At 65.8% G+C, this 23,730-nt stretch carries 23 protein-coding genes, 1 tRNA gene and 1 pseudogene; 9 read left to right on the top strand and 16 right to left on the bottom strand.

All coding sequences use genetic code 11. The features are described from left to right. Positions 1–151: 151 nt before the first annotated feature. From C7411_RS10780 to C7411_RS10765, 4 genes are read left to right on the top strand one after another with little or no spacing between them, the layout of a single operon-like run. Entirely contained in the window at positions 152–1,096 is a 945-nt protein-coding gene (locus C7411_RS10780; protein ID WP_069262827.1) for a carbohydrate ABC transporter permease, read from the top strand. After that, entirely contained in the window at positions 1,093–1,962 is an 870-nt protein-coding gene (locus C7411_RS10775; protein ID WP_110384302.1) for a carbohydrate ABC transporter permease, read from the top strand. The genes C7411_RS10780 and C7411_RS10775 overlap by 4 nt, the downstream gene beginning before the upstream one ends. Before the next feature lie 11 nt (positions 1,963–1,973). Beyond that, positions 1,974–2,660, top strand: coding sequence for an HAD family hydrolase (locus C7411_RS10770; protein WP_243413117.1), 687 nt, complete (start codon positions 1,974–1,976; stop codon positions 2,658–2,660). A 39-nt stretch (positions 2,661–2,699) separates the two neighbouring features. Beyond that, positions 2,700–3,809, top strand: a complete 1,110-nt coding sequence (locus C7411_RS10765; RefSeq protein ID WP_110384300.1) for an ABC transporter ATP-binding protein — start codon at positions 2,700–2,702, stop codon at positions 3,807–3,809. Between the two features lie 81 nt (positions 3,810–3,890). On the opposite strand, the gene C7411_RS10760 is transcribed toward C7411_RS10765, so the two are convergent. The 5 genes from C7411_RS10760 to mutL form a co-directional block, all read right to left on the bottom strand. Then, a complete protein-coding gene (locus tag C7411_RS10760; protein ID WP_110384299.1) occupies positions 3,891–4,880 on the bottom strand; it encodes a sugar-binding transcriptional regulator in 990 nt (329 codons plus the stop codon). 59 nt (positions 4,881–4,939) lie between these two features. Continuing rightward, complete coding sequence (gene xylB, locus C7411_RS10755) at positions 4,940–6,421, bottom strand: xylulokinase (protein WP_110384298.1); 1,482 nt, start codon at positions 6,419–6,421, stop codon at positions 4,940–4,942. A gap of 122 nt (positions 6,422–6,543) precedes the next feature. Next, on the bottom strand, positions 6,544–7,962 hold the full coding sequence (gene dalD / locus C7411_RS10750) for a D-arabinitol 4-dehydrogenase (RefSeq protein WP_110384297.1): 1,419 nt from the start codon (positions 7,960–7,962) through the stop codon (positions 6,544–6,546). Between the two features lie 250 nt (positions 7,963–8,212). After that, complete coding sequence (miaA, locus tag C7411_RS10745) at positions 8,213–9,193, bottom strand: tRNA (adenosine(37)-N6)-dimethylallyltransferase MiaA (protein WP_110384296.1); 981 nt, start codon at positions 9,191–9,193, stop codon at positions 8,213–8,215. Then, a complete protein-coding gene (gene mutL, locus C7411_RS10740; RefSeq protein WP_110384295.1) occupies positions 9,190–11,328 on the bottom strand; it encodes a DNA mismatch repair endonuclease MutL in 2,139 nt (712 codons plus the stop codon). The genes miaA and mutL overlap by 4 nt, the downstream gene beginning before the upstream one ends. Before the next feature lie 252 nt (positions 11,329–11,580). Between mutL and C7411_RS10735 the strand changes: the two genes are divergently transcribed. Next, on the top strand, positions 11,581–12,267 hold the full coding sequence (locus tag C7411_RS10735; protein ID WP_110384294.1) for a DedA family protein: 687 nt from the start codon (positions 11,581–11,583) through the stop codon (positions 12,265–12,267). Positions 12,268–12,361: 94 nt separating this feature from the next. Here the strand turns inward: C7411_RS10735 and C7411_RS10730 are convergent, their stop codons facing one another. Further along, the gene (locus tag C7411_RS10730) at positions 12,362–13,177 is read right to left on the bottom strand and encodes a mechanosensitive ion channel family protein (protein WP_110384293.1); all 816 of its coding nucleotides are present in this window, start codon (positions 13,175–13,177) and stop codon (positions 12,362–12,364) included. A gap of 270 nt (positions 13,178–13,447) precedes the next feature. On the opposite strand from C7411_RS10730, the pseudogene C7411_RS10725 reads away from it, so the two are divergent. Then, positions 13,448–14,068: pseudogene (locus C7411_RS10725) on the top strand (ParB-like protein); the annotation flags it as partial. A gap of 240 nt (positions 14,069–14,308) precedes the next feature. Here C7411_RS10725 and C7411_RS10715 read toward each other — a convergent pair. Next, positions 14,309–15,238, bottom strand: a complete 930-nt coding sequence (locus C7411_RS10715) for a LysR family transcriptional regulator (RefSeq protein ID WP_110384292.1) — start codon at positions 15,236–15,238, stop codon at positions 14,309–14,311. 118 nt (positions 15,239–15,356) lie between these two features. Here C7411_RS10715 and C7411_RS10710 point away from each other — a divergent pair, with 118 nt between their 5' ends. From C7411_RS10710 to C7411_RS10700, 3 genes are all read left to right on the top strand, one after another. Then, entirely contained in the window at positions 15,357–15,920 is a 564-nt protein-coding gene (locus C7411_RS10710) for a cytochrome b (protein WP_181431327.1), read from the top strand. A gap of 61 nt (positions 15,921–15,981) precedes the next feature. Further along, complete coding sequence (locus tag C7411_RS10705; protein WP_110384290.1) at positions 15,982–16,569, top strand: YceI family protein; 588 nt, start codon at positions 15,982–15,984, stop codon at positions 16,567–16,569. 54 nt (positions 16,570–16,623) lie between these two features. Further along, positions 16,624–17,214 (top strand): YceI family protein, encoded by a 591-nt coding sequence (locus C7411_RS10700; protein ID WP_110384289.1) that lies wholly within the window; start codon positions 16,624–16,626, stop codon positions 17,212–17,214. A 105-nt stretch (positions 17,215–17,319) separates the two neighbouring features. On the opposite strand, the gene C7411_RS10695 is transcribed toward C7411_RS10700, so the two are convergent. The 9 genes from C7411_RS10695 to ybgC all read right to left on the bottom strand — a co-directional run bounded on the left by C7411_RS10695 (position 17,320) and on the right by ybgC (position 23,669). Further along, on the bottom strand, positions 17,320–17,766 hold the full coding sequence (locus tag C7411_RS10695) for a BspC domain-containing protein (RefSeq protein WP_110384288.1): 447 nt from the start codon (positions 17,764–17,766) through the stop codon (positions 17,320–17,322). A gap of 130 nt (positions 17,767–17,896) precedes the next feature. Then, positions 17,897–17,972: transfer RNA gene (locus tag C7411_RS10690), tRNA-Lys, on the bottom strand. Positions 17,973–18,147: 175 nt separating this feature from the next. Then, positions 18,148–18,897, bottom strand: coding sequence for a tol-pal system protein YbgF (gene ybgF / locus C7411_RS10685; protein ID WP_110384287.1), 750 nt, complete (start codon positions 18,895–18,897; stop codon positions 18,148–18,150). Positions 18,898–18,920: 23 nt separating this feature from the next. After that, positions 18,921–19,427, bottom strand: coding sequence for a peptidoglycan-associated lipoprotein Pal (gene pal / locus C7411_RS10680; RefSeq protein WP_042266217.1), 507 nt, complete (start codon positions 19,425–19,427; stop codon positions 18,921–18,923). Between the two features lie 18 nt (positions 19,428–19,445). Further along, the gene (gene tolB / locus C7411_RS10675; protein ID WP_110384286.1) at positions 19,446–20,738 is read right to left on the bottom strand and encodes a Tol-Pal system beta propeller repeat protein TolB; all 1,293 of its coding nucleotides are present in this window, start codon (positions 20,736–20,738) and stop codon (positions 19,446–19,448) included. A 138-nt stretch (positions 20,739–20,876) separates the two neighbouring features. After that, positions 20,877–21,875 carry a cell envelope integrity protein TolA gene (gene tolA / locus C7411_RS10670; RefSeq protein WP_110384285.1) on the bottom strand — a complete coding sequence of 333 codons (999 nt, stop codon included), beginning with the start codon at positions 21,873–21,875 and terminating at the stop codon, positions 20,877–20,879. Next, positions 21,872–22,318 (bottom strand): protein TolR, encoded by a 447-nt coding sequence (gene tolR, locus C7411_RS10665; protein ID WP_035513412.1) that lies wholly within the window; start codon positions 22,316–22,318, stop codon positions 21,872–21,874. The genes tolA and tolR overlap by 4 nt, the downstream gene beginning before the upstream one ends. A gap of 24 nt (positions 22,319–22,342) precedes the next feature. Then, the gene (gene tolQ, locus C7411_RS10660) at positions 22,343–23,020 is read right to left on the bottom strand and encodes a protein TolQ (RefSeq protein WP_028205324.1); all 678 of its coding nucleotides are present in this window, start codon (positions 23,018–23,020) and stop codon (positions 22,343–22,345) included. Between the two features lie 154 nt (positions 23,021–23,174). Then, positions 23,175–23,669 carry a tol-pal system-associated acyl-CoA thioesterase gene (gene ybgC, locus C7411_RS10655; RefSeq protein WP_110384284.1) on the bottom strand — a complete coding sequence of 165 codons (495 nt, stop codon included), beginning with the start codon at positions 23,667–23,669 and terminating at the stop codon, positions 23,175–23,177. Positions 23,670–23,730: the final 61 nt, after the last annotated feature.

Here is a 23,730-nt window from a genome sequence, read left to right as displayed (position 1 = left end):
AAGTCACTGCGAGAAGTCAGACTGCGCCGTTCAGGCAGTCGATGTCGTAGCGCGAGCGCGCGCCGTGCCACCCGGCGTGGCGCGCACCCTCGCGACAGCCGATGCCGCGCCGTGCCCCCGCACAGGCGCGCAACCGAGAAGGGTGGTCCTCATGCGTCATCTCCATCTCCCCATGCCTATATTCAATCGAGCGCGCACGCCACAGAAACCGCAGCAGGTCGAATCGCGCCGCTCGGCCTCACGCTGGCTCGTGACGCCGTCCGTAGCGGTGCTGCTGCTGTGGATGACGATCCCGCTCGCGATGACGATCTGGTATTCGTTCACGCGATACAACCTGCTCAACCCCGATCTCAAAGGGTTTGCGGGCTTCGACAACTACAGGTTCCTCGCTACCGACCCCTCGTTCGTGCCGTCGATCGTGCACACCATCGAGTTGATCGTGGCGGTGCTCGTTATCACCGTGGTCGGCGGCGTGCTGATGGCGGTGCTGTTCGACCGCAAGTTCATCGGTCAGGGCGTGGCACGCCTGTTCGCGATTGCGCCGTTCTTCGTGATGCCCACGGTGAGCGCGCTGATCTGGAAGAACATGATCCTGCATCCGGTGTACGGCCTCGTGGCCATCGCGATGCGCTCGATCGGCATGACGCCGATCGACTGGTTCGCCGTTTATCCCCTTACTGCGGTCATCATGATCGTGGCGTGGCAGTGGCTGCCGTTCGCGTTCCTGATTCTCTTCACGGCGATCCAGTCGCTCGACCAGGAGCAGAAGGAGGCCGCGAAGATCGACGGCGCCGGCCCGATCGCCTTGTTCTTCTATATCACGCTGCCGCACCTGCGGCGCGCGATTGCCGTTGTCGTGATGATGGAAACCATCTTCCTGCTCTCGATCTTCGCCGAGATCTACACGACCACGGGCGGCGGTCCCGGCAACGCGACCACCAACCTCACTTACCTGATCTACTCGATGGGCCTGCAGCAGTTCGACGTGGGCATCGCTTCGGCTGGCGGCATTCTCGCCGTCGTGCTGGCGAACATCGTGTCGTTCTTCCTCGTGCGCATGCTCGCGCGCAACCTCAAAGGGGAGTACGAAAAATGAGCCAGATTACCGCTACGCCCGCGCAATCGCCCGACGCGGTCAACCATTCGTCGCCGCTGCAGTTCGTCGGGCGCGTGCTGCCGGGGCTCCTTGCCTGGCTGATCGCGATCGCGCTGTTCTTCCCGATCTTCTGGATGGCGATTACGGCGTTCAAGACCGAGCAGCAGGCCTATATCCCGACGATCTTTTTCGTGCCGACACTCGAGAGCTTCAGAGAGGTGTTCGCGCGCAGCAACTACTTCGCGTTCGCGTGGAATTCAGTGCTGATCTCGGCCGGCGTGACGATCGTCTGCCTCATTCTCGCCGTGCCCGCAGCCTACGCGATGGCGTTCTTCCCGAACAAGCGCACGCAGGGAATTCTGCTGTGGATGCTCTCCACGAAGATGATGCCTTCGGTGGGCGTGCTCGTGCCGATCTATCTGCTGTGGAAGAACTCGGGGCTGCTCGATACCGTGAGCGGACTGGTGATTGTCTACACGCTCATCAATCTGCCGATTGCCGTCTGGATGGCGTACACGTACTTCAACGAGATTCCCAAGGACATTCTCGAAGCCGGGCGCATGGACGGCGCGGCCACCTGGCAGGAAATCGTCTATCTGCTCATGCCGATGGCCGTGCCGGGGCTCGCTTCCACCGCGCTGCTGTTGATCATTCTTTCGTGGAACGAAGCGTTCTGGAGCATCAACCTCTCCAGTTCGAACGCCGCGCCGCTGACGGTGTTCATCGCGTCGTACTCGAGTCCCGAGGGGCTGTTCTGGGCGAAGCTCTCCGCGGCATCCTTGCTCGCGGTCGCGCCGGTGCTGATCGTCGGCTGGCTTTCGCAGAAGCAACTGGTGCGCGGCCTTACCTTCGGGGCAGTCAAGTAATGGCGAATGCGATGGCCATTCAAGCCCTGATCTGCGATTGCGACGGCGTGCTGATCGACAGCGAAGCCGTGGCGGCCCGCGTGCTGGTGCGCGAACTCGAAGCGCGCTGGCCCGGCGTCGACGCGGCGCCCGTCGTCATGCCGCTGCTCGGCCAGCGTATCGAGCGCGTGCTGGGCGGCGCAGGCGCAGCGCTCGGGCGCAGCCTCACCGCCGCCGACGTCGATGCGATCCGCGTGGCCGCGGAGGCGCAAGCGCGTGAGGCGCCGCTTTTCCCGGGCGTCGTGGCGGCGCTGGAAGCGGTGGCGCTCACCAAGGCCTGCGCGAGCAACAGCTACACGCAGGTGGTGCGCGAGGTGCTGGCGCGCAACGGACTCGATCGCTTCTTTGGCGCGCGCGTGTACTGCGCGGATCTCGTCGCCCGGCCGAAGCCCGCGCCCGACGTGTATCTCGCGGCGGCGCAGGGCATGGACGTCGCGCCCGCCGCGTGCCTCGTGGTCGAGGACAGCGTGACGGGTGTGAGTGCGGCGTGCGCGGCCGGCATGACGGTGCTCGGCTTCGTGGGCGGCACGCACGTGGGCGGCGACGCGCACGCGCACGAGTTGCGCGAAGCGGGTGCAATTGAAATCTTCGACGACATGACGACGCTGCCCGCTCGGGTGGCGCACTGGATGAACCAGGCGCAAACGCGTTCGAACTGAACCGGCTTAGGCAGATTTAGACAGAAACGGAGACACATCATGGCAAGCGTGATTCTTAGAGACGTACTGAAGCGCTACGACGACAACGAAGTGCTGCGCGACGTGAACCTCGACATCGGCGACGGCGAATTCGTCGTGTTCGTGGGCCCGAGCGGCTGCGGCAAGACCACGCTCATGCGCATGATCGCGGGGCTGGAGGACATCAGCGGCGGCGACTTGACGATCGACGGCACGCGCATGAACGACGTGCCGCCGGCCAAGCGCGGCATTGCGATGGTGTTCCAGTCATACGCGCTGTATCCGCACATGACGCTCTACGACAACATGGCGTTCGGCCTGAAGCTCGCGGGCGCGAAGAAGCCCGAAATCGACGTGGCCGTGAAGAACGCCGCAAAGATCCTGCATATCGACCATCTGCTCGACCGCAAGCCCAAGCAGCTCTCGGGCGGCCAGCGCCAGCGCGTGGCGATCGGGCGCGCGATCACGCGCAAGCCGAAGGTGTTCCTGTTCGACGAACCGCTCTCGAACCTCGATGCCGCGCTGCGCGTGAAGATGCGCCTCGAATTTGCGCGCCTGCACGACGAGCTCAAGACGACGATGATCTACGTGACGCACGATCAGGTCGAAGCGATGACGCTCGCCGACAAGATCGTCGTACTCTCGGCGGGGAACGTCGAACAGGTCGGCAGTCCGAACCGCCTGTATCACGCGCCGGCCAATCGCTTCGTGGCGGGCTTCATCGGCTCGCCGAAGATGAATTTCCTCGACGGCACGGTGCAGCAGGCCGGCAGCGACGGCGTCGTCGTGCGCTACGAGACGGGCGAGACGCAGAAGGTGGCCGTCGAGCCGGGCAAGGCTCGCGAGGGCGACAAGGTGACGGTGGGCATCCGCCCCGAGCATCTGCACATCATGACGGGCGCGGAAGGCGTGAGCGCGAAGGCGATGACGGTCGAGTCGCTCGGCGACGCCGCTTACCTTTACGCCGAATGCGCGGTTGCGCCCGATGGCCTGATCGCGCGCATTCCGCCGCTGGAGCAGCACGAGCGCGGCGAGGCGTTCAAGGTGGGCTCGACGCCCGACCATTGCCATCTCTTCGACGCGAACGGCCAGGCGTTCGAGCGTCGCTTCGCGCAGCAACTCGCTGCGTGAATTCACTGGCTTGCCGGACGCACCGCCTCGAAGGAGGGTGAGGCGGTGTCTTGTGTGGCGAGGTACCTGAGGTTGCCTTTGTTAGCCCGCTTCGTGCGGGCTTTTTTTCGCCTTGCGCAGGTCTTGGCGTTCGATCGCAGCGCGCGCGCACAGCTCGTCGGTGACGAGCCCGGAGAGCCAGCCGCCGTTGAGCGCCGCGATCACCGCTTCGCGCTTGCGCGCGCCGCCGGCGAAGCCGATGGTCGGGCGGCGTGGCGGCGAATCGAGGTACACGCTCGTGACGCGGCGGCCCGTGGTCGAATCGACGCGCTTGCCGGCCGCGTCGATCGGCAGGCCGAGCATTTCGGCCACGGCGCCCCGGCCCATCAGTTCGCGCACTTCGTCGGAGGTGATGAAGCCGTCCTCATGCAGCGGGCAATGCTCGCCGATGTTGCCGATGCCGACGAACGCGACATCGGCCTCGCCCGAAAGCGATTCGACGATGCGATAGAGCCGGTGATTGCACCACTGCGCGCGCTCGGCCTCGCTATCCGCGATGAGCGGTGCAGGCAGCAGAAAGTGCTTGCCACCCGTCTTCTCGGAGATATGCAGTGCGACGTCGTAGCGGTTCGACGAGCCGTCCTGGGCGATCGCGCCCACCATCGAAACGAGCCGGTGCTGGGGCCGCTCCAGTTGCGCGATCTGATCGACCGCGGCCTTGAGCGTGCGCCCGCTGCTCACGGCCACCACCATCGGCCGCTCTTCAGTGAGGTAGCGCTCCATCACCTGCGCGCCCGCGACCGCGAGCTTGCGGTCGATTTCCTCGGGCGTGTCGTTGTCCACGGGCACCACTTCGCAAACCGAAAGGCCGTAGCGCTTCGAAAGCGCGTCGGCGAGCGCGAGGCAGTCGGCGAGACGATGATCGACGCGCACGCGAATGAGGTTCTTCTCGACCGCGAACGCGACGAGGCGCTGCGCGACCGGGCGCGACACCTGCAGCTTCTCGGCGATTTCGTTCTGGGTGTTGCCGGCCACGTAGTAGAGCCAGGCTGCGCGGGTCGCGAGATCGAGTTTTTCGGTGGACTTGGGCACGGTGGGGGTCGGAGCGGGAATCGAGGCCGAAGTTGACTTGACGGACGCTATCGCACGACCTACGCGAGGCGCTCGCGCGAGGGTTCGAAGAGCGGGCGCACGTGGCGGTACAGCGCGCGGTAGGCGGTGAGCCGCTCGCGCAGCGCCGCGTGGCGCGCGGCATTCGGCGCGTATTCGGCCACCACGGGCGGCTTGGTCAGCACGTCGCGCGCATTGCCGCCCGCCGCGAGCCAGCCGAGGCGCGCCGCGCCGAGCGCCGCACCGGTCTCGCCGCCGCCGTGCTGGCGCGTGGGCGTGTTGAATGCGTCCGCAACCAGTTGCGCCCAGTAGCCGCTGCGCGCGCCGCCGCCCAGCATCGACAGCGCGCCGACTTCGGTGCCGGCCGCCGCGAGCGCGTCGAGACCGTCGGTGAGCGCGAGCGTCACGCCTTCGAGCACGGCGTAGCCGAGCAGCGCGCGATCGGTCGCGTGCGTCATGCCGAAGAACACGCCCTGCGCATACGGGTCGTTGTGCGGCGTGCGCTCGCCCGAGAGATACGGCAGGAAGAGCGGGGCTTCGGCGACGGTTTGCGCTTCGAGCTGTTCGACTTCGGCGAGCAGCGTGGGCTCGTTGGTGCCCGTGAGCTTGCAGACCCAGCGCAGGCAGCTCGCCGCCGAAAGCACGACGCTCATCTGGTGCCAGCGGTCGGGAATCGCGTGGCAGAACGCATGCACGGCCGAAGCGGGATTGGGCCGGAAGCGGTCGCCCACCACGCACAGCACGCCCGAGGTGCCGAGCGAGACGAAGCCGTCGCCGGGCTGGGTGGCGCCGATGCCGATGGCGCTCGTTGCGTTGTCGCCGCCGCCCGCTGCCACGACCACGTCCTCGCGCAGACCGAACTCGCGCGCGAGCGCGGGCAGGAGCGTGCCGGACGGCGCGCTGCCTTCGGCGAGCGCGGGCATTTGCGCGCGCGTCATGTTGCAGGCGTCGAGCAGCGCGTCGGACCAGTCGCGTTTGGCCACGTCGAGCCAGAGCGTGCCCGCGGCATCCGACGGATCGGAGACCTTGCCGCCGGTGAGTTGCAGGCGCAGATAGTCCTTCGGCAGCAGCACACAGGCCGTTGCGCGAAAGATCTGCGGCTCGTGGCGCGCGACCCACAGCAGCTTGGGCGCGGTGAAGCCCGGCATGGCGAGATTGCCCGCAATGCGATGCAGCTGCGGAGCGCGTGCTGTCAGCTCGGCGCACTCGTCCACCGCGCGCATGTCGTTCCAGAGGATCGCGGGGCGCAATACGTTGTCGTGCGCGTCGAGCAGCACGGCGCCATGCATCTGCCCCGAAAGGCCGATGCCGCGCACCTGCGCGAATTCGTGCGGATGCGCCTCGCGCAGCGCGGCGAGCGCGCGGCGCGTGCCGTCCCACCAGTCGGCCGGATTCTGCTCGGACCAGCGCGGGTGGGGGCGCGAGACGGCGAAGGGCGTGCCGGCAGTGCCGACCACGCGGCCGTCGGGCGCGAGCAGCAGGACTTTCACTTCGGAGGTGCCGAGGTCGATGCCGAGATACATAGGCGCGCTGAAGTCGTGAAGAGAGTTGCGCTACTTTAGCCGCGCGCCGGGCGCGGCGCCATGCGCGCCGACCCGGAGGGCGCGCGTGGCGCGGGTGTGATGGATGACGCCGCGGGATGGCTTCAAACGCTGCAGCCGCGCGAGGCGAGCCACTGGTCGACGCGCGTGAGCGCGCCGCGCACCGCGCCGCCCAGGGTCGGATTGCCGGCGAGGCCGCCCCACAGCAGCTTGTCGCCGAGAAAGGCCGAAACGGGGTCGCCGCTGTCGAACATGCGGTGCACCGCGGCTTCGTCCATCACGCCGTCCTGGTAGCGGTAGGGCAGCGTGCCCTTGTGCCAGCGTTCCAGAAAGCGCAGGAAGAGCGCGGGCAGCATGGCCGTGGCGGCGGGCGTCGCGCCCCCGGCAATGCGTTGCGCGAGCGTGGGCGCGATGAAGCCGGGGATCTTCGAGTAACCGTCGGCGGCCACGCGCTGGTTCGTGTCCTGGATGTACGGATTGCTGAAGCGTTCGAGCACGACGTCGCGATACTTCGCGAGATCGAGCGGGCTGGGCGTGAGGCAGGCAATCACATCTTCGCTCACGTATTCGCGCGCGAAGGTGCGGATGTCGGCATCGTGGGTGCCTTCGTGGATGAAGTCGAGCCCCACGAGCGTGCCCGCCCACGCAATGCAGCTGTGCGTGGCGTTGAGGATGCGGATCTTCGCCTCCTCGTAGGGCATCACCGATTCGACCATCTCGGCGCCTGCGCGCTCCCAGGCGGGCCGCCCCGCGCAGAAGTGATCCTCGATCACCCACTGGATGAACGCCTCGCCCATCACCGGGCAGGCGTCGTCCACGCCGGTTGCGGCCTTCACGCGCTCGCGCACGTCGGGCGTGGGGCGCGGCGTGATGCGGTCGACCATGGAGTCGGGGCAAGCCGTGTTCGCGTCGAACCAGTCGCGCAGATCCGTTGCGCCGCGCAGCGCGAGGAACTCGCGCATGCCCGCGTGAAAACGCTTGCCGTTGCTGCGCAGGTTGTCGCAGGTCTGCAGCGTGACGGCGGCCCTGCCTTCGCCGGGGTTCTGTGCCATGCGCGCTTCGAGGATCGCGGCGAGCGCGCCGTAGATCGTCGTGCGGCCGCCCTTGAGGTCGGCGGCGAGGTCGGGGTTCGCGGTGTCGAGGCGGTCGTGCTCGTCGAGGTAGTAGCCGCCTTCGGTCACCGTGAACGCGATGATCTTGCAGTTCGAGTCGGCGCCGGCGTCGATCAGGCTCGCGAGATCGGCGGACCACGGCAGCACGCGCGTGATCGAACGGATCGTCTCGTACGCGCGCTCGCCCTGCGGCGTGACCGTTTCGAGCGTGTAGGCGCCGTTCTGCGCGGCCAGCGCGTCCATCACGGCGTTCATGTCGGAGCGGATGTTGCCGACAGTGAGCGACCATGCGGCCTCGTCGGGCTTGCGCGTGAGGTTCACGCGATGCAGGTACCACGCCTGATGCGCCCGGTGAAACGACCCGGCGCCGATGTGCAGGATCACGTTCGCATTGCTGCGTTCGGTGTTCATTCGGTGTCTCCTTACTCAAAGCGGCCGATCGGCTCAAGCCTGAGCAATTGCTCTAATGATGAACGAATGATCGTATCCGGTCGAACGAAAGTCAAGCGGGCGAGGGCGGATTTCGGTGGCGCGCTGCGGCGGGCGATTGCGCGTGCGCAGCGCACGGACGTGCGCCGCCTGCGGGCTGAGCGGGGATGCTGTGGCGCACAAAGGCGCCCCGGGGGAGAAAGCGGGAAAAAGGGGCAGGGGGGCAGCGGCCTCAGCCGCCGATCTGCGCAACCGCCGCGACGGCCTGTGCGCCCGCATCCTGCGCGCAGCAATCCACGACGATGCGCTCCGGCATCGCGCGCAGCCACGTGAGCTGACGCTTGCAGAGCTGGCGCGTGGCGAACACGCCTTTGTCGCGCATGGTGTCGTAATCGACCTCGCCGTCGAGGTACTCCCAAACCTGGCGATAACCCACGCAGCGCATGGAGGGCAGGTTGGGGTTCAGGTCGCCGCGCGCGCGCAGCGCCTTCACCTCGTCGATGAGACCGCCTGCGAGCATCGCGTCGAAGCGCGCTTCGATGCGCGCGTGCAGCACACCGCGATCGGACGGCTCGAGCGCGACGGGCACGAAGCGGTAGCGCGCCGCTTCATCCTCGCGCGTGGAGGGCGTGGCGAGCAGCACCGACATCGGCTGCCCGCTCAGCATGAAGATTTCGAGCGCCCGCTGGATGCGCTGGGAGTCGTTCGGGGCGAGGCGTGCGGCCGTGGCCGGGTCGACTTGCGCGAGGCGGGCATGCATGGCGGGCCAGCCGTCGCGCGCGGCTTCGGCGTCGAGTTGTGCGCGCACGGCCGGATCGGCCGAGGGCAGGTCATTCAGGCCTTGCGTGAGCGCCTTGTAGTAGAGCATCGTCCCGCCCACGAGCAGCGGCACGTTCCCGCGCGCGACGATCTCGCCCGTCACGCGCAGTGCGTCGGCGCGAAAGTCGGCGGCGGAATAGGCATCCAGCGGATCGACGATGTCGATCAGATGATGCGCGGCCGCCGCGCGTTCCTCGGCGGTCGGCTTCGCTGTGCCGATATCCATCTCGCGATACACGAGCGCCGAATCGACGCTCACGATCTCTACTGTGTGCCCGCGCGCCGCCGACTGCGCGGCATAGGCCAGTGCCGCGGCCGTCTTGCCGGAGGCCGTTGGGCCGAGCAGACACGCGACGGGCAGTGCTGCATCTGCTGGTTTCGCGGACTGCGTCATTGACCGCGCATGAAGAGCCGATCGAGATCGGCGAGCGTGAGCTGGTACCAGGTCGGCCGGCCGTGGTTGCACTGGTCGGCGCGCTCGGTGGCTTCCATCTGGCGCAGGAGCGCGTTCATTTCGTCGAGCGTGAGACGCCGGTTCGCGCGCACCGCGTGATGGCACGCGAGCGTGCCGAGCATCTCGTGCTGGCGCTCGGTGAGCACGCGCGAGCCGCCGTATTCGTGCAGGTCGGCGAGCACGGCGCGCGCGAGGGCCTGGAGATCGGCATCCTTGAGAAGCGCGGGCACCGCACGGATCGCGATCGAGGTGGGCGAGAGCACGGCGAGATCGAAGCCCAGCGCTTCGAGCGTGGCCTTTTCTTCCTCGACAGTGCCGGTTTCGACGGGATCGGCCGTCATCGAGATCGGGATCAGCAAGGGCTGCACGGCGAGCGAGCGTTCGGCGAGGGCCTGCTTGAACTGCTCGTACAGGATGCGCTCGTGCGCGGCGTGCATGTCGACGATCACGAGGCCGCGCGCGTTCTGCGCAAGCACGTAGATGCCGTGGACCTGGCCGAGCGCGAAGCCGAGCGGATGGTCCTCGCCGGCTTCGAAGGCGGCGTGCGGGGCACCGGCGGCGAATGCGCCGGCTGCGCCGTCTTGCGCCTGCGGCACGGTCGAACCCTGCGCCGTGCCGGCGCCGACATCTTTGCGGCCGAACAAGGCGTCATAAAGCGCGAGCGGCTGCGCGACAGGCAGGCTGCCCTGCGTCATGCGCGACTGGCGCAGCCAGGTGTTGCCGCTGCCCGCGCCGGCACCGCCTGGGTTTGCAGAGCCAAAACCAGAAGCACGCGAGAGCGCGCCACCCGCGCCGCCGCCGAAGCTGCTCGCCACGCTCGCGGTGCCGAACTTGCCGTCGGCGCCGAAGCCGGGCGCCGCGCCTGCGCGTGCGGAGTCGGTTGCGCCCGAAGCCAGCCCGACCGAGGCGCCCAGCACCCCGGCGCCAGGCAGCGCCCGCGGCTCGATGAGCGCGGCGGCATGGCCACCCGAGGTGGTCTCGGGCGAGGCGCCCGCGTGGCGCGCGAGCGCGCGCTGCACGGCATGAAATACGAACTGGTGAATCGAGCGCGAATCGCGGAAACGCACTTCGATCTTCGAAGGGTGCACGTTCACGTCGACGGCTTCGGGCGGCAGGTCGAGGAACAGCACGTACGACGGATAGCGGTCGCCGTGCAGCACGTCCTCATAAGCCGAGCGCACCGCATGCGTGAGCAGCTTGTCGCGCACGAAACGGCCGTTCACGAAGAAGTACTGCTGGTCGGCACGGTTGCGGCTCGCCGTGGGCAGACCCGCACAACCGTACACGGCGAGCGGCCCGGCGCGCTCGTCGAGCGGCAGATGCGCCGTGGCGAACACTTCGCCGAGGATCTTCGAGACGCGCGTGGCCGGATCGCTCGCGTTCCAGTGCTCGACCGCGCGGCCGTTGTGCAGCACCGAGATTGCGACGTCCGGGCGCGCGAGCGCGCTGCGGCGGATCATCTCGAGGCAGTGGCCCAGTTCGGTCTGCTCGCTCTTCAGGAACTTGCGGCGCGCGGGCGTGTTGAAGTACAGCTCGCGCACTTCGATGGTCGTGCCCTGGCCGCCCGCAGCCGGCGAGATCGCGCCGGTGTGCCCCTCGATCTTCACGGCGTGCGGCGCATCGGCGCTGCGGCTCGTGATCGACATCTCGGCTACCGAGGCGATCGACGCCAGCGCTTCGCCCCGGAACCCGAGCGTCGCGACGCTCTCCAGTTCGGCGAGCGAGCGGATCTTGCTCGTGGCGTGGCGCATGAGCGCGAGCGGGAGTTCGGCTTCGGGAATGCCGCAGCCGTCGTCGGCGATGGAGATGCGCTTGACGCCGCCCTCGTCGAGCACGATGCGCAGCGTGCTTGCGCCTGCATCGAGTGCGTTTTCGAGCAGTTCCTTGACGACCGAGGCGGGCCGCTCGACCACTTCACCCGCGGCGATCTGGCTGATGAGCTGGTCGGGCAGCGCCTGAATCGCGCGCGCGGGCTGCGCGGCGCGCGACGCGGCTGCGGCGCCTGTCGTCCTTGCAATGTCCGCGGCGTTGGCGGAATCCGGCACGGCGCCGATGGGTTCGGAATTCGAAGACATGCGCGCAATTATAGCGAGTCGGCGCGGCGCGACCCGATGCGCAACTGCGCCCCTAAAACCGCCATCCAGGGCCTGTTATTGGCGTGAACAGGCCCCGGCGGCGCTTTGTGCGCCAATTCACCGAAATTGGCGGGATTTTTTCGTGGCGGTGTGGCACTTTCGGTATCATGGCGCGGTCAATCCGGCTTCTCGCGCAACGCTGGGCGAACGCGCTTTTTCAGGCGCGCGGCCCACGACCAATAAGGGACACTTTTGGATACGCTTCTGCAGTTCGTCAATCTTGTCTTGCACATCGACAAGTTTCTCGGTGTCTTCATCCAGCAATACGGCGGCTGGGTCTACGCGGTGCTGTTCCTGATCGTGTTCTGCGAAACCGGCCTCGTGGTGCTGCCGTTCCTGCCCGGCGACTCGCTGCTCTTCATCGGCGGCGCGTTTGCCGCCACGCATGAAATGAATCTCGGCCTGCTGATCGTCCTGCTGCTCGTTGCGGCGGTGCTCGGCAATACGGTGAACTTTCTGATTGGGCGCGCCATCGGGCCGAAGGTGTTCAATACGCACATTCCCGTGCTCGAACGTTTTCTCGATCGCGCAGCGCTGCAGAAAACGCACGAATTCTACGAGCGCCACGGCGGCAAGACCATCGTGCTCGCGCGCTTCATTCCTGTCGTGCGTACGTTTGCGCCGTTCGTGGCGGGCGTCTCGCAAATGCCTATGCGGCGCTTTCAGTTTTTCACGGTCACGGGTGCGCTGTTCTGGGTGTTGCTGCTCGTGCTGCTCGGCTACTTCTTCGGCAACATTCCGTTCATTCGCCAGTACCTCAACGTGATCGTGCTCGTCGGCATCGGCGCGGCGATCGTGCCGATCCTGATTGGCGGCGTGTGGAAGATGCTGCGCAAGAACTCGCGCGGCGGCGCCGTGCGCAAGCCCAACGGCGGTTGAGCGACCGGCGCTTTCAGGCCGCAACGCAATGAAAAACGGCATCGCCTGCGAAGGCGATGCCGTTTTGTTTTGGGTGCGCGTCGAACGCGGCGCGCTAGGTGCCCACGCGGCGAATGATCGAGGGCGTTTCGGGTGTCGGGTAGCCCGCCTCCTTGAAGGTTTCGACGATCGCGCGGTTGGTGTCGAAGTACACCTGCCAGTAGGTGTCGTTGTTCGTGTAGGGCCGCACGGCCAGCAGCGGGCCTTCGGGCGTGAACGAGAGAATCTCGACGTCGGGCGGCGGTTCCTGCGAAACGTTCGGAATTCTCGCGATGGCGGCGCGCAGGCGGCTGGCGGCATCGACGGGATCGACGCCGTTGGCGATCTTCGCGGTCAGCTCCACGCGGCGCACGGGCGTCGCGCTGTAGTTCGAGATGGTGTCCGAGAAGATCTTGTTGTTGCCGACGATGTTGACCACGTTGTCCGGCGAGATGATGGTCGTGCCGAAGATGCCGAGCTCCTTCACGGTGCCCGTCACGCCCCCGGCCGTCACGAAGTCTCCCACCTTGAACGGGCGCAGCACCTGCATGAACACGCCCGCCGCGAAATGCGCGAGCAGGCCGCCCCACGCCGTACCGATGGCGAGGCCGAGACCGGCGAGGAGCGCCGCGAACGAGGTGGTCTGCACGCCGAACACCTGCAGGATCGCGAGGACCAGCAGCAGGTTCAACACGGCGGCGAGGATCGAACTGAGGTAGTGCGCGAGCGTGGGGTCGACGCGCTCGTTGCGCGCGAGCACCTTGCGCAGCACCCCGGCGACGAGGTTGATGGCCCAGCGCCCGATGATCCACAGGACGATCGCCGCCACGACCTTGGTCCCGAAGTCGATGCCCCGGGTCATGATGAATACGCGGATGGTTTCGAGATCCAAAATGCCCTCGCTTGTGTCGTTGATTGAGCCTGGAAGACGTGCAACTGACGTCGGCGGGAGCATGACGGGCGCCGTGGTTCGCGCCGTCTGTCCCTTGGCGCATTTATAGGCGAAGCGGCGAAAGCGTGCATCCAGCGTGCCCGGCGGTCTCAGGGTTGGCCCTGCGCACGGTGCGTGCGGTCCTCGTTCGCTTGATGCGGCATGCATGGCCGATCGGCTGTATCGTTGCGCGATCGATCCCGACACGAACCGACACTAAACAGGCCCGCCATGAACCTTCCGAACACCGATCTCCATCTCATCACCGTGAAGCTCGACGAACTGCGCCCCACGCAGATCACGGTGGGCTTTCGGGAGGTGAACGCCAAGCGCGCGCACTGGCAGGCGCTCGACAAGAAAGGGCGCGCGGCGGCGATCGACTCGCACTGGTTTCCCGCCGTGCTCGGGCCGAAGTCGCGCTACTACGTGGTCGATCATCACCACCTCGGCCGCGCGTGGCTCGAAGAATCGGTGGAGAGCGTGCGGGTGACTGTACTCAAGGATCTCTCGTGGCTCGAGCCCACCATCTTCTGGCGCATGATGGAGCACAACCAGTGGGTGCATCCGTTCGATGCGGCAGGCGAGCGCTGCGAATTCGAGCGGTTGCCGAGGCAGCTTCTCGGTCTTGCCGACGACCCGTATCGCAGCCTCGCGGGCGAGCTGCGCACGTCGGGAGGTTACGCGAAGGACACGACGCCGTTCAGCGAATTCCTGTGGGCCGACTATCTGCGTCGTAAGGTATCCGAAACGCGCCTGCGCAAGGACTTCGACGCGGCGCTCGCCGATGCGCTTGCGCACGCGCACGATCCCGATGCGCGTTATCTGCCGGGCTGGTCGGGCGTGGTGCCTGCCACGCCGGCAGGAGCGCCGATGGCGGCGCCGGCCAAGGCGGCCAAGGCGGCCAAGGCGGACAAGGCGGACAAGGCGGACAAGGCGGACAAGGCGGACAAGGCGGACAAGGCGGACAAGGCGGACAAGGCGGACAAGGCGGACAAGGCGGACAAGCCTGCCAAGGTCAGGAAGGGCTGAAGCGATTCAGGCGTGCGCGGATTGCGTGCGTACAACGCGCACGCGCATCGCTCACGCGCCAAATCAGCGGGCGTCGGGCAGCAGCGCCTGCGGCGGCGTGCCTTGCGTGAGGTAGTGGCAGAGCCACTCGCTGGCGGGGCCGCGCGCCGCGTCGGTGCGATGGATCAGCGAGATGTTGTAGCTGACCGAGCGCCGGTCCGCGAGCGCGACGCGCACGAGCCGCCCGGCTTCGAGATCGGCTTCCACGAGGTGCCTGGGCATCGATCCCCAACCGAGGCCGGCGAGCAGCAGCCGGTGCTTGGCGCCGAGGTCGCCGAGCTTCCACGCGCGATTGCTGTACACGCCGAAGTTCTGGCCTTCCGTGAGGCGGCTGCGGTCGGTGAGTACGAGTTGCGTGTGCTCGCGTGCATCCGAAATGCGCACGGGATGCTGCGCCTTGGCGAGCGGATGGCAGGGGGCGGCCACGAGTACGAGTTCCACGGTGCCGATCGACTGGGCCTCGATCACGTGCGGCCAGTTGTGGTTCGGTCCGCTGATACCCACCGCGCAGTCGCCGTCGAGCACGAGCTTGAGCACGCCGCCAAGCGCTTCCATGGTGAGATTCAGGGCGACGGTGGGAAACGTGAACGCGAACGCCTGCAGGGCCTCGACGAGGCGCTGCGACGGAAACATTACGTCCACGGCCAGCGAAACCTCGCCCTCGAGCCCCCTCTGCAGGCCGGCCGCCTTGGCGTTAAGCTGACCCATGAGCAGATCGAGGCGGCGCGCGTCGGCGAGGATCGCGCGGCCTGCGGCCGTGAGTTCCGGCTTGCGCTTGCCGCGCTCGAACAGCGCGACGCCCAGCAGCGCCTCGAGATTGGCGATCGTATAGCTGACCACCGACTGTGCGCGGTCGAGCTGGCGCGCCGCCGCCGAGAAGCTGCCGGTTTCGGCGACGGCGATCAGCGCGCGCAGCTGCTCGAGGCTAGGGGAGCGGTCCGAGGTGCGGTCCACGAGAAACGGTCCTTTTCGATCTATCGAAAAAGTGGATGATAACCATCCATTCTAGACGATTGTTTGAATAGGTTTGGCCGGGTAAAGTGCACACCTCGAATATTGGAGTCGTATGCCGATGAACCCTACCGTCAAGCCCGCCGGCCGCTATAACGGCGTTGCCATGCTGCTGCACTGGCTGATCGCCGCGCTGATCGTCTGGGGCTTTGCGCTCGGCTGGGTCATGACCGACATTCCCGGCATCACGCCCACCAAACTGCGCTACTTCTCGTGGCACAAGTGGATTGGCGTGACCGTGCTCGCGCTTGTGCTCGTGCGCATTCTGTGGCGCGTCACGCACACCGCGCCCGCGCTGCCTGCCTCCATGCATGGCTGGGAACGGCTTGCCGCGCACCTGGGCCACACCGCGCTTTACGTGCTGATGGTCGCGATTCCGGTGACGGGCTACCTCTATAGCTCGGCGGCCGGCATTCAGGTCGTGTACCTCGGCATCTGGCCGCTGCCCGTGCTGATCGGCCCCGACACCGCGCTCAAGGGCGTGCTGCGCCTCGTGCATATCTCGCTGAACTACACCTTGCTCGCCGTGGTCGTGCTGCACGTGCTCGCCGTCATCAAGCACCAGTTGATCGACCGCCAGAACATCCTCGCGCGCATGCTGCCGTTCGGCACGCCGCGCGACTGACTTTGCGGCGCGCATGCACCGTATCCATTTCCCGATGCCTTCCACCTTGGACCGACTGCCCATGATCCAGCGTCTTGCCCATACCGCTTCCGTCGTCGCGCTCGGCGCGTCGCTTGCCGCCGGCGCGGCTTTTGCCACGACCTTCGCCACGAGCGCCAACGCCGCGGCCGAAGCCGCGAAGAACTCCGTGAGCGCCGTGTTCAAGCAGATGAACGTGCCGGTTGAAGGCCGCTTCAACCACTTCACCGCCGACGTTCGCTTCGATCCGGCGAACGTTGCGGCATCGAGCGCGAAGCTCGACGTCGAGGTGGCGAGCTTCGACCTCGGCGCGCCGGAATACAACAAGGAAGTCGCCGGCGACGAGTGGTTCGACGCCTCGCATTTCCCGCACGCGACCTTCGTCTCCACGCAGATCAAGCCCGGCGCGAACGGCGCGTTCACGGTGGCCGGCAAGCTGACTATCAGGGGCAAGACGACGGACGTCGTCGTGCCGGTGCAGTACCGCAAGGATGGCGCCAACCAGGTGTTCGACGGCACGCTGCCCATCAAGCGCCTCGCGTACGGCATCGGCTCGGGCGAGTGGAAGGACACCTCCATCGTCGCCGACGACGTGCAGATCAAGTTTCACATCGTGTCCGCCGCGCACTGACGCGCGAACGGCATCGCTTTTTCACCCCGTTTCTTTCGCACCAGGAATCGATTCATGAAGACCACGATTTTCGCCGCGGCCGTTGCCGCCTCGCTCGCCGCTTTCGTCGCTACGCCCGCGCTCGCAGCCGCCACGACCTATAACCTCGACCCGATGCACACGTATCCGAGCTTCGAAGCCGATCACTTCGGCGGCGTATCGGTGTGGCGCGGCAAGTTCACGAAGAGCTCGGGCACGGTCACGCTCGATCGCGCGGCGAAGACGGGCACGGTGGACGTGACGATCGACGCATCGTCGATCGATACCGGCAATGCGAAGCTCGACAAGCACGTGAGCTCGGCTGAGTTCCTCGACACCGCAAAGTACCCGACGGCCACCTACAAGGGCACGTCGATCCGCTTCGACGGCGACAAGCCCGTGGAAGTGATCGGCACGTTCACGCTGCATGGCGTGACGAAGCCGCTGAACCTGAAGATCGACTCGTTCAAGTGCTTCCAGAACCCGATGCTCAAGCGTGAAGTGTGCGGCGCGGACGCATCGGCGCAATTCGACCGCGCGGACTACGGCGTGAACTGGGGCCAGTCGTATGGCTTCAAGACGGCTACGACGCTGCAGATCCAGGTGGAAGGCATCAAGGCGGACTGAGTTTGCGCGCGGCATGGGCCGCGCGTCGCTCGATGCGAAGCCCGTGCGCTGTCAGGCACACGGGCTTTTTTTGCTTCTGGCAGCGATAAGGATGACGAAGTGTCGTCAGTGAATCGGCGACGTTGCGTGCGTGCCGCGCGGCGACAGCGCGACATCGACGACATGCGAATGCCAGATGCCGCAGGTGGCCTTCACGGGAACCCAGGCGTACTTGCCGCGGACTTTGGCGAAGGCGCGCAGGTGGATTAGCGTGTCGATGGACGGGACCGGTGTGAGCGAGTCGCTTGCGGCGGGTGCGGGCGTGGCATCGACGGGCGCGGGCTGCTCGATCTTCGCCGAGAGCGCGCGCCGGTCGGGCACGAGCAGCGAGTCGTAGCGCTGCGCCTTGTGCACCCACTGGTCGAGCGCGGCAACGCAATTGACGACGGCGTCCGGCACGCGAATGCGGCGCAGGTATGCGTAGTCCTCGGGTGGCGGCTGGATTTGCGCCTGAACGCGCAGACTGAGCCAGAAAAGCGCGAGCAGGGCGCAGGCAAGGGTCGTGAACTTCATGATGACGTGGCCTGTGCAGCGGGGGATAGGACGGCGGGGGAGGACGCAGTATACATGCTGGGCGCAGGCTCGCGTGTCGTACGCTGCAAAGCAAAAAGCCCAGTCCGAAGACTGGGCTTTTCTGATTCTTTGGTAGGCCGTACGGGATTCGAACCTGTGACCAACGGATTAAAAGTCCGCTGCTCTACCAGCTGAGCTAACGACCCAAAAGAGAAGCGGGATTATAGCGGCGAGCGGTCAATACGTCAACCTTTGCCGTCATAAAACCGATGGAAGCGCCCGGAGCACGCCGTGCCCCGGGCCTTCCCTGTACGCGAGAGGCGCATTTTGCGGCGCTGGCGACACGCCGGCGCCCGTCACGCCAAAACCAGCCAGCAGCGCTTATTTGAGCTGTGAAAGCTTGCTCTGCGCCGTCTGGGCAACATCCGAGTTGCCGTACTGCGAAACGACCTGCTCGAGCGTGCGTTTGGCCGCAGCCTTTTGCCCCTGCTCGATCTGATTGTTCGCAATGGCCAGCAGCGCCTCGGGGGCGCGCGGATGCTGCGGATATTTGTTGACGACGTTCTGCCACGTCGCGGTCGACCCCTTGTAGTCCTTAAGCGCATAGAGCGCGTTGCCGAGCCAGTACTGCGCGGTCGGCTGGTAAGGACTCTGCGGGAACTTCGCGATGAAGCTGCGGAACGATGCAGCCGCGTTCTTGAAGTCGCCGTTGCGGAACTGCTGCGAAGCGGCGTTGAACGCGTCCATCTCACCCGGCTGAACCGTGCCTTGCACGCCGTCTACGGTCTCCTGCTGCGGCTCGAACTTCTTGAGTCGCGTGTCGAGATCCGTGTAGTAGTCCTTCTGTTGCTTCTGCAGGGTCGCCAACTGGTTTGCCATGTCCTCGTTCTGTCCGCGCAGCGTCGCGACCTGCTGGTTGAGCTGGTCGAGATGGTTGGACTGATCGAGGATCGTGCGTTGAGCGGCGGACAGCTGGCTGGACAGGCTGTCCGTTTTCGCGCGCAGGTCGAGAATCGCCTGGCGCGCCTGATCGTCATCGAAGATACCGGCGTGGGCCGGCAGCGCCGCGAAGGCGACGCCAGCCACGCAGGCGGCTGCGGCTGCGCGCAGCGGGGAGAAACGGTGCGACATACGCCCCTTCATCCAATGCTCAATTACTGTTGATACACGAGGTCAGCACGGCGGTTCTGTGCCCACGATGCTTCGTCGTGGCCCGTTGCGACCGGCTTTTCCTTACCGAGGCTCACAGCTTCCATTTGCGAATCGGGCACACCCATCAGCGAGAGGGCGCGACGGACCGCTTCAGCACGCTTTTGACCCAGCGCCAGGTTGTATTCGCTCGTGCCGCGCTCGTCGGTGTTGCCCTGGATCAGGACGTGACGTTCCGGGTGCGTCTTGAGGTACTGTGCGTGAGCTTGCAGCAGCGACTGGTAGTCGTCCTTGACGGCGTAGCTGTCGAAATCGAAGTACACGCTGCGCTTGGCGAGCGGGCTGTTCGGGTTGTTCAGCTCATCGACGTTCACCTGGGCGACCGCGTTCGGGTTCGGCTGGGTGTTCATCGCACCGGCGTTCGGGTTCGTTTCCTTGACCCCCGACTTGCACGCTGCCAGTGCACCGATCATCAAAACGGCCAAGGCCAGGCGTACTTTCTTCGACATCATTTTTGCTCTCCTGAAGTGTTATTGCATGAAAGGACCCCAGGACGGCTCGCGTACGCTGCCGCCCTGAACGGACAGGATTTGCCGCGTACGACCGTCGGTCGATACAGCGGCCAGCACGCCACGGCCGTTCACCTGTGTGGCGTAAAGAATGTACTGACCGTTCGCCGCGAAGCTGGGCGATTCGTCATGTGTCGTGTCAGTGAGCGCCGTGGCGACACCGGACTGCAGATCCTGAATGTACAGCTTAAATCCGCCGCCCGTGCGTGAGATGTACGCCAGTTGCTTGCCGTCCGGGCTGACCTTCGGGCTCGTATTGTAGTTGCCGGTGAACGTCACACGCTGTGCCGCGCCGGCGCTTTCGCCCTGGGCCGGCATCTTGTAGATCTGCGGCTGGCCGCCGCGATCGCTCGTGAAATAAATCCAGCGTCCGTCAGGAGAGTAGTTGGGTTCGGTGTCGATCGTCGTGCCTTGCGTGAGGCGGTGCAGGCCGGAGCCGTCGGCATTGACGGCGAAGATCTGCGTGTTGCCCGTGCGCGACAGTGCCACCGCGAGCGTGCGGCCGTCGGGAGACCAGGCCGGCGCCGAATTGTTGCCCTTCTGGTCCGAAATGATCACGCGGCGACCCGTCGGCAGGTCATGCACGTAGACGATCGGCTTCTTCTTTTCGAAAGATACGTAAGCGACCTTGGTGCCGTCCGGCGACCAGGCCGGCGAGATGATCGGCTCGGGACTTGACAGCGCGATGTGCGCGTCTTGTCCATCGGAGTCCGAAACCTGCAACTGGAAGCGGCCGCCCGTCTTGATCACGTACGAAAGACGGGTGGCGAACACGCCGCGATCGCCGAGCAGCTTCTGATAGATGTAGTCCGCAACCTTGTGCGCGCTCATGCGCAGACCGCTTGCCGGGCTCGTGAGCACGAGCCCGCCGAGGCTTTCGCCCTTCACGGTGTCGTAGAGCTTGAAGCGCACTTCGTACTGGCCGTTGGCGAGCTTGTTCACGCTGCCCGCAACGAACGCATTGGCGCCCTTGGCTTTCCAGCTGCCGAGGTCGACGGAGTCGTTCTCCGAGATCGGTGCGCTGCCGGCGTCGATATTGGTGAATTTTCCGCTGCGTTGCAGGTCAGCGCGCACGATAGCCGCGACCTGCTCGGGCGAATTCGCTTCACCGGCAAAGTTAGCCGTGGCGATGGGGAACTGGGTGGAGCCCACGCCGGTGACGAGGACGTTGAGTTGTGCGTTCGCCGCGCCGCCCGCCGTGATCAGGCAGGACGCGACGAGGGTTCGCAGGCCAAGCTTCGTCATCAATGTCATGCTGTGATATTTCCTGAAAAAAGCAATTTTGTCATAACGCGCAACAGCAGACTGACCCGAAAACGTTCGAATCGTTCCTTTTTTTAGCCACTGTTGCGCGCCGGCTTTCCTCAACCTTTCCGCGCCTTGCGCTCTCCATTAGCCTGCCGGGCGCAAGGTGATCTTGAAGCTCGAAGGCGTTTTGCCATCGGTATCGACCGGCATCGGATCCGAGCGCTGGACCGCCCGCAACGCGGCGTCGTCCCACGACGAGTTGCCGCTGCTGCGCGTAATCGTCGCCGAAAGCAGTGTGCCGGTCGGCGAGCAACGCACCGCGATCTCCGTCTCGAGCCCCGACGTTTCGCCCGACCACACGATGTTCGGGCGCACGCGGCGGCGCACCTTGTCCGCATATCCCGGCGACGTTGCGTTGCCGCCCGAGCCGCTGCCCGTGCCGCTCTTCGCAAGACCGTTGCCGCTCGTGCCTTCGCCGCCGCCCATCGCGCCTTGCATCTGCGCAATGCGGGCGCGGCGTTCCGCGTCGAGCTTCTTCGCCTGGGCCTCAGCCTGGGCCTTCGCCTTGGCGGCCTTCTCGGCGTCGGCTTTCTTCTGCGCGTCGAGCTTCGCCTGTTTCTGCTGCTCTTCTTCCTGCTGCTGCTTCCTGAGCGCGTCTTGCTGCTGTTGCTGCTTTTGCTTCTCTGCCGCGGCTTGCTGCTGTTCCTGCTGCTGCTTGAGCTTTTCCGCCTTCTGCTGAGCCGCGAGCTGCGCAGCCTGCTGGGCCGCGAGCTGCTGCTGACGCTTCGTTTCGGCTTCCTGCTGGGCTTTCAGACGCTGCTGCTCGGCCAGTTGCGCCTCGCGCTGCGCTTCCTGCTGCTTACGCTTTTGCTGTTGCAGCGCGATGTCGGCTTCCTCGGTTTGCGGCGGCGGCGGGGCAGGGGCGACCGGCGCGGGCGGCGGCAGCGGCTTGGGTGTCGACAGGTCCGGCACCTCGGTCCACAGTTCCGCCTCTTCGCCCGCCGGCGTGCTGTTCTGCCAGTGGATGCCGTGATAGAGGAACAGGCCGAGCAGCACGTGCATGAGCACCGCGAGGGCGATAGCACGTCCCGTGCCACGCTCTCGCGGAGGCTGCAGCGGATACGAATCGTTCTTGCGGATCATTGCGATTTGACGAGCAGTCCGACACGCTTGACGCCATGCGACTTCAGGTCGGACATCACGTTCATCACCGTCTCGTATTTGACGGACTTGTCGGCGGCGATCACGACGGGCTGGTCGGGATGGCTTTGCTCGCGATCGGCGACGAAGCCGTTGAGATCGGCGCGCGTCATGGTTTGCTGCTGCGTGGCGCCGGAGTCATCCTTATAGCGTACGCTCAGATTGCCGTCGGGGCGAATATTGACGACGACGGGCGGAACCTGCTGCTGCTGCGACGCGCCGCCGACGGTCGGCAGATTGACGATGGACGGCGCCACGAGCGGCGCGGTCACCATGAAGATCACGAGCAGCACCAGCATCACGTCGATGTACGGCACGACGTTGATGTCGGCCATCGCACGGCGCGAGCGGCTGCCTCGCATGCTCGAACGGACTGAGCCTCCCATCTTCGACTCCTGGCTTCCTGAAGATTAGTGGGCCTGACGCTGCAGGATATTCGAAAACTCTTCGATGAAGGTTTCGAAGCGGATCGCCAGACGGTCGATGTCGTGCGCGTAGCTGTTGTACGCGACGACCGCCGGAATGGCGGCGAACAGACCGATAGCGGTCGCCGTCAGCGCTTCGGCGATGCCGGGCGCGACGTTCGCGAGCGTGGCCTGTTGTACGTTCGCGAGACCGCGGAACGCGTTCATGATCCCCCAGACCGTGCCGAAAAGACCAATGTACGGGCTCACCGAGCCGACCGAAGCGAGGAACGAGAGGTTTGCCTCGAGCGCGTCCATTTCGCGCTGGAAGGCGGCGCGCATCGCGCGGCGGGCGCCGTCGAGCACGAGGCTCGGATCGTTCAGGCGCTTCTCTTTCGCCTTCAGGAATTCGCGCATGCCCGACTCAAAGATACGCTCGAGCGCGCCGATCGTGTGACGGTTGTTGGCTGCGCTCTGGTAGAGCGCCTGCAGGTCGCCGCCTGACCAGAAGTCGCGCTCGAAGCGCTCTGTCTGGGACCGCGCCCGGCGGATCGCAAACCACTTGCGGAAGATGAAAGTCCAGGAAATCAGCGACATGAGCAGAAGAAGCCCCATCACCGCCTGTGCCAGTATGCTCGCATTAAGAACGAGAGAAATGATCGACAGATCTTGTGTAGTGTTCATATAGGTTCGTTGTGACGTCCCGAAAGGGGCGAGCGGCTGCAAGACAACGCAAAGCTTCCCGTAGGCGGTTGGGAAGCTCCCGCGCCGTCGCGGCCGAACCCTGCTTGGTCCTGCATTGACCGGCGCGAGTTCACTGGCGTCGTATCAACGGTAATTACTGCACTGCCGTTGACACGGCGTACAGATCTTTCTGGGGTCCACGCTGCAAGGCTTCATGAACGGGGGCCGGAATGGGTGCGGGCCGCATGGCCGTGCTGTCGACGCAGGCGACACGAATGGTGCCCATGGCGAGCAGCGTATTTTCGCGCCACGCTTCCTGCATGAAGTCGACCGAGGCGCGGCCCAGCTTCTCGACGCGGCTCACGGTGGTGACGACGTCGTCGAGGCGCGCGGGCGCCCGGTAGTCGAGCGCGGTGCTGCGCACGACGAAGAGCACGCCCGTTTCCCCGGCGAGCCGACGCTGATCGACGCCGCACGCGCGCAGCCATTCGGTGCGCGCGCGTTCGAAGAACTTCAGGTAATTCGCGTAAAACACGATGCCACCGGCGTCGGTGTCCTCGTAGTAGACGCGCACCGGCCACGTAAAGCCGCGCCCGGCCGGTGACGACGCCGCACCCGGCTTGCTGGTGGAATTTTCCATGCCGCGCATTCTACCGGAACGCGAGGCCCCTACGTCTTTCGTACGACTGACGCAAGTATTAAATTTGTAA

It is taken from the genome of Paraburkholderia silvatlantica, assembly GCF_003096715.1.
Taxonomy (GTDB): domain Bacteria; phylum Pseudomonadota; class Gammaproteobacteria; order Burkholderiales; family Burkholderiaceae; genus Paraburkholderia; species Paraburkholderia silvatlantica.
Note: the sequence above shows the minus strand (reverse complement) of the source record. Positions and strands in the feature narration are given on the sequence as shown.

What these genes read in the sequence shown, in the direction of transcription:
- C7411_RS10780 (WP_069262827.1), top strand. Translation starts at nt 152, where the DNA reads ATGCGTCATCTCCATCTCCCCATGCCTATATTCAATCGAGCGCGCACG.
- C7411_RS10775 (WP_110384302.1), top strand. Translation starts at nt 1,093, where the DNA reads ATGAGCCAGATTACCGCTACGCCCGCGCAATCGCCCGACGCGGTCAAC.
- C7411_RS10770 (WP_243413117.1), top strand. Translation starts at nt 1,974, where the DNA reads ATGGCCATTCAAGCCCTGATCTGCGATTGCGACGGCGTGCTGATCGAC.
- C7411_RS10765 (WP_110384300.1), top strand. Translation starts at nt 2,700, where the DNA reads ATGGCAAGCGTGATTCTTAGAGACGTACTGAAGCGCTACGACGACAAC.
- xylB (WP_110384298.1), bottom strand. Translation starts at nt 6,421, where the DNA reads ATGTATCTCGGCATCGACCTCGGCACCTCCGAAGTGAAAGTCCTGCTG.
- dalD (WP_110384297.1), bottom strand. Translation starts at nt 7,962, where the DNA reads ATGAACACCGAACGCAGCAATGCGAACGTGATCCTGCACATCGGCGCC.
- miaA (WP_110384296.1), bottom strand. Translation starts at nt 9,193, where the DNA reads ATGACGCAGTCCGCGAAACCAGCAGATGCAGCACTGCCCGTCGCGTGT.
- mutL (WP_110384295.1), bottom strand. Translation starts at nt 11,328, where the DNA reads ATGTCTTCGAATTCCGAACCCATCGGCGCCGTGCCGGATTCCGCCAAC.
- C7411_RS10710 (WP_181431327.1), top strand. Translation starts at nt 15,357, where the DNA reads ATGAACCCTACCGTCAAGCCCGCCGGCCGCTATAACGGCGTTGCCATG.
- C7411_RS10705 (WP_110384290.1), top strand. Translation starts at nt 15,982, where the DNA reads ATGATCCAGCGTCTTGCCCATACCGCTTCCGTCGTCGCGCTCGGCGCG.
- C7411_RS10700 (WP_110384289.1), top strand. Translation starts at nt 16,624, where the DNA reads ATGAAGACCACGATTTTCGCCGCGGCCGTTGCCGCCTCGCTCGCCGCT.
- C7411_RS10695 (WP_110384288.1), bottom strand. Translation starts at nt 17,766, where the DNA reads ATGAAGTTCACGACCCTTGCCTGCGCCCTGCTCGCGCTTTTCTGGCTC.
- ybgF (WP_110384287.1), bottom strand. Translation starts at nt 18,897, where the DNA reads ATGTCGCACCGTTTCTCCCCGCTGCGCGCAGCCGCAGCCGCCTGCGTG.
- pal (WP_042266217.1), bottom strand. Translation starts at nt 19,427, where the DNA reads ATGATGTCGAAGAAAGTACGCCTGGCCTTGGCCGTTTTGATGATCGGT.
- tolB (WP_110384286.1), bottom strand. Translation starts at nt 20,738, where the DNA reads ATGACATTGATGACGAAGCTTGGCCTGCGAACCCTCGTCGCGTCCTGC.
- tolA (WP_110384285.1), bottom strand. Translation starts at nt 21,875, where the DNA reads ATGATCCGCAAGAACGATTCGTATCCGCTGCAGCCTCCGCGAGAGCGT.
- tolR (WP_035513412.1), bottom strand. Translation starts at nt 22,318, where the DNA reads ATGGGAGGCTCAGTCCGTTCGAGCATGCGAGGCAGCCGCTCGCGCCGT.
- tolQ (WP_028205324.1), bottom strand. Translation starts at nt 23,020, where the DNA reads ATGAACACTACACAAGATCTGTCGATCATTTCTCTCGTTCTTAATGCG.
- ybgC (WP_110384284.1), bottom strand. Translation starts at nt 23,669, where the DNA reads ATGCGCGGCATGGAAAATTCCACCAGCAAGCCGGGTGCGGCGTCGTCA.